This is a genomic window from Lentibacillus sp., assembly GCF_035301925.1.
Lineage (GTDB): Bacteria > Bacillota > Bacilli > Bacillales > Amphibacillaceae > Lentibacillus.
This window is the reverse complement of record NZ_DATGTI010000061.1, coordinates 1-3,626: the sequence shown is the minus strand read 5'-3', so window position 1 is coordinate 3,626 and position 3,626 is coordinate 1. Positions and strand designations below refer to the sequence as shown.

The 3,626-nt window shown below is 40.2% G+C and carries 3 protein-coding genes; all 3 read left to right on the top strand.

Annotated features, from left to right (window positions below; translation table 11 throughout):
- Positions 1-2,515 (top strand): ATP-binding protein (locus tag VK080_RS05315; RefSeq protein ID WP_324223731.1); only part of this gene is annotated, 2,515 nt, incomplete at its 5' end.
- Between the two features lie 21 nt (positions 2,516-2,536).
- On the top strand, positions 2,537-3,130 hold the full coding sequence (locus tag VK080_RS05310) for a hypothetical protein (RefSeq protein ID WP_324223730.1): 594 nt from the start codon (positions 2,537-2,539) through the stop codon (positions 3,128-3,130).
- Positions 3,131-3,227: 97 nt separating this feature from the next.
- A partial coding sequence (locus tag VK080_RS05305) for a hypothetical protein (protein ID WP_324223729.1) occupies positions 3,228-3,626 on the top strand: 399 nt, incomplete at its 3' end.

Below are 3,626 nucleotides of genomic sequence, written 5' to 3'. Positions count from 1 at the left end.
GGCCTATTATCGGATTGAAGGGTTCGGGTATGACTTTTTGGATTTCGATGATAAAATAAAACCATTCCAGCAGCAATTGGGATTTTTAGCCAATAATGGTCATGATTTGCACTTTATCATTGATCCTACACCGATGAATATCAGTGGTATCATGAACCAGACAAAACAGGAAATGGATCGATTGGAATACCCATTAAAACGAAACGGTCTTCATTTTATGCAGCAAGTGGAGAGCCAATTGAACCAACAACGTACCATCAACGAGTCCGGTGAATATGTGCATTATCTGGGTGTCCAGTTAGACCCGGCCCAAAACCAAATACAATCCCTGAACATGGGAAACACGGCCATTTACCAGATGAAAAACTTCCTGCAGGGATTAAACTCTCCGATTTATCATGCGGTAGGTTTAGACCCTTATGATATTCCATTTGAGGTTATTCGAGCATATCAGGAGCAGGCCGAAAGTTTAATTGGAAATATGATTAATGGGTTTTCGTCTATGGTGAAGCCTGCGACAGCATCTGAAATCATTTACCTAGCCGAAAAAGCATATTCCGTTTCCACTTCCAATCAGGATGTGCAGTACCGGGAAAATTTCGGGTCCGGCTATAAGGTGGAAGGGGAAGATGCTAAAAAGCAAACACACGAAGCCGTTCGGCCAAAAGAAAAAGCATTTGTTGATTTGCAAAATGCTAACATTGAAGAAGTCGGTCCGAAAACATTACTAGCAAGTAAAATCATCAATAATGAAATAGAAGAACTATATACTCAATACGTGATTTGCAGTAACATGGAGGATATAAGTATGCATCCCGGTTTTGAGTGGTTGTATCATCTTCAATCCCGAATGCCTTTTCCGGTCAGTGTTTCCATTCGCGCAAACTATCAGTCGAACAGATCGATACGCAAGAAACTCAGTAATGCCCGGTTGGAATTTAAAGATCAAAAGCAGGAAGCAGCAAAAGGGAATGAGAACGTGGATCTAAGTGTCAATGAATCGGAAAAAGGCGCTGTTCAAATGGAAAATTACTTTAAACAGACAGGACAGCCGGCCTATAGCTGTTCGTTTGTTTTTAAAGTGAGCGCCAAAGATAAGAAAACGTTAAACACCCGTGTGGAACAATTAACCGATGAATTGTCCCGGTTTGGATTATCTGTTCTCCCGCCATACGGGGAGCAATTGAATCTGATGATGGAAACCATACCCGGTTCCAAATCCTTTATGAACGATTATCAAATGCATGTGTCGCCTAATATTTTAGCTGGCATGATGTTTGGAGCGACCACCAACATCGGTGATAATCGCGGATTTTATATCGGGTATACGAAACAGTTTCAAAAGCCGGTATTCATTAAACCGGATCTTGCAGCTAAAGCTTATGACAATTTAAATAATGTTTTTGATTCCATTTCGGTACTTGTGGCCGGCATGACCGGTAAAGGGAAATCGTTTCTTATGAATCTGTTTGTTTATCTTGCAACCTTAACGGGCTCACAGGGATTGATTATCGACCCAAAAGGTGATCGTAAAGGATGGTTGAACGGACTTCCTTATATTCCAAAAGAATCCATATCCGTCTGGGAAATGGGACGTGATGAACGGGATGCTGGTTCTCTGGATCCATTTCGAACAAGCACGAACCTTGAAGAAGGAAAAGACATTTGCATGGATATCCTGTCCCACTTGGTAAATGTGGAGATTGATGATGATGCGTATACGCTATTAAGTGAGGCGATTGAAGCCGTATCAAAACAGGAAGATCCTTGTATTGGTGCTGTGATGACGCACCTGCAAAACCTTTATGAACATGAAAAGGATAAAATGACATCCGTTCGTTATGCATCCGTTGAAAAATTAAAGAGTACGCTTGAAACGTTACGACGTAATCAATTGGCCAAATTGCTGTTTGGTGAAGTCGGACAGGCGTATAAAGTGTTAAAAACGGGCGTACCGATTCAGGTGTTGATGGTTCAAAACTTAAATCTGCCGAGCAGTGAAGCAAAGACATTACGACCGCAGCACAAAATTTCTGAGGCCATCATGATCTCTTTAACCGCATTCACTAAACAGTATATGTTTAATCAGGACCGCATGCGTCACAAGTTTATTCTGCAGGATGAGGCCAGCGCGATTGAACGAAGCGCAATTGGATCCGAATTGATGGATTTTATTGTACGAATGGGGCGTTATTACAACACGACACTGATTAAAGGCTCGCAAAATGCGTCTGACCATGGAAAAGAAGTCGCCAATATGGGTATGAAATTCAGTTTTGGCTTACGTAAGACCGAGGAAGCCCAAGAGATGTTAAATTACTTTAACTTGCCGCAAACCGAAGAAAATATCGATACACTAAAAAATCTCGGGCGTGGGGATGCGCTATTCCAGGATATATTTGGTCGCTCAGCTGTTATCCATGTCAATCCGGTATTTAAAGATCTGTTAGATGCCTTTGACTCGTCAACGTCGACCGAGGAAGAACGCGAGAGGGAGTTTAGGCAGACTTCCTAAACTGACGAAGGGGTGAGTAGATTGAACAGGAAATTGATGGGGTCGTTTTTAATGGTTGTTAGCTTACTATTGGTTGTAGGCTGTTCTTCCAACAGTGATGCGAGCCCGGAAGAGAAAGAAAATGCTGAAGTGTTTAAAGAAACCGACAAAATTGTGCAGGAATTTTATCAAGCGGGCTTTGAGTTAAATATTCCAAAGGTCTATTCAATGCTTTCGCCGGAAGGGCAGGATAAACTTGAAAACGAAACATACGTAACCGAGATTGTGAAAGACGATGGTAGTACGCTTCATGCACAGGATATGATTCAAAAGGAGAATTATCAAAATTACAAAGATAAGTATTCCGACCAATTCAAGGACTTTGATGAATTGAATGATGAATACGAAATTCGTCGCTACGATTCTGTTTATAGCGAGGATTCTCAAGAGGTTATTTATTATGTAAAACCCTGGAGAGGTTATGAATTTGAAGATGGTGATGGTAACTTTATCAGTATGACCCAAAATGAAGCAGGAGAGTGGGAAATCAATCAATTTGTGAATGGCAGCCTGCCTGATCAGATTGAGAACAAAGAGTCTGGTACAGTTGTTCACCCTTATAGTGAAACTGAATAAGAAAGGAGGCATAGTACTGAAGATAATCCCTTGTCAAAAGGGGTTATTTTTTTACGCTCAAATGAGGAAATCAATCTTAAAACGGATATCAATAGTAGTGATGATACTAGTATTATTAGGGATTGGTGCTGCTGAGCCAATTAAAGCTGCTGATAAACAGTCAGATGAAGGGAATGAACAATTAGGAGATTTTAAGGAAGACGGTGAGTCTTATTATCATTTGGATGCCGTTCCGAAAGATTTTGATGAAAAAGAAGGTTTTATGGACAAAGTAACAGGCAACCTTTGGTTTCTAGACTCAAATGAAATAACCCAAAAAATGAACGAAATGTTCAATTATATTGCAAATATAGCGTTTGATATGAACATTCTTATGACCAAATTTATGCTTTTTTCCTTGGATTTCGCTTATGATTTTAATTTTATCAACACGATTATTGAAAAGTTAAATGAAATCATGGGGGAAATTACAGGAATAACCGGAGGTGGTCATATT